This is a genomic window from Streptomyces sp. AcH 505 (assembly GCF_000818175.1).
In the GTDB taxonomy this organism is placed as follows: Bacteria; Actinomycetota; Actinomycetes; order Streptomycetales; family Streptomycetaceae; genus Streptomyces.
In genome coordinates, this window is record NZ_JTIY01000002.1 from 57,388 (window position 1) to 58,269 (window position 882).

Consider the following 882-nt stretch of genomic DNA (forward strand, 5'->3'; position numbering starts at 1 on the left):
ACGGCTACCTCCACTGCCTCGGCGGCCGGGGGCCGCAGGTACTGCTCGGCCGTGCCGCCCCGCTGCTGGGCGAGCAGCTGCGGCGGGATCAGGACGACCACGCCCGTGCCGCCGCGTGAGGACGGCCGGAAGCTCACGTTCGTCCGGTACTTGGCCGCCAGCCTGCCGACCACGGCGAGCCCCAGCCGGGTCCCGCGCAGTGTCGCCAGGTCGTTGGAGCGGCCCGACACGGACTCCTCGGCCCGGCGCATCGCCGCGTCGGCCATCTTCAGACCGCTGTCCTCGATGGTCACCACGATGCCGGCGGTGCGCTCCTCGACGTAGACATGCACCTCGTCGATGGGCGGGGAGAAGTTGGCCGCGTTGTCCATGAGTTCGGCCAGCAGGTGCATCACACCCTCGGCGGCGAACCCGACGATCGCGGCGTCGCTGGAGCAGTGCAGCCGCACCCGCCGGTACGCGGCGATCCGGCCGACGGCGCCGCGCAGGATGGACTCCATCCCGATCGGCTTGTTCCAGGCGCGCGAGGCCCGGCCGCCCATCAGCAGCGCGAGCCGGTCGGTGAGCAGCCCCAACTGCGAGGTGTTGTGATCGAGCTTCAGCAGATCACCGAACACCTCTTCGCCGTAACGGTCCTGCATCTCGCGCAGATCGGCGAGCATGCTCACCGCCTTCGCCTGCACCCGGCTGAGCGCCTTGGCGCTGGCCGCCTGCGCCGCCATCGCGCGCCGCTCACTGACCGCGAACTCCCTGACCAGCGTCTCCAGCAGCACCCGCAACCGGGGATCGGCGGGCGCTTCGAGCCTGCCGAGCACCGTGTCGGCCGAACTGCCCTGGCGCAGCCCGTCGAGCGCGTCGGGAAGCGTCTTCGTCATCAGCTGG

At 71.5% G+C, this 882-nt stretch carries 1 protein-coding gene; it reads right to left on the reverse strand.

What is annotated here, in order from left to right; translation table 11 throughout:
• A partial coding sequence (locus HY68_RS45695) for an ATP-binding protein (RefSeq protein WP_241778888.1) occupies nt 1-882 on the reverse strand: 882 nt, incomplete at both ends.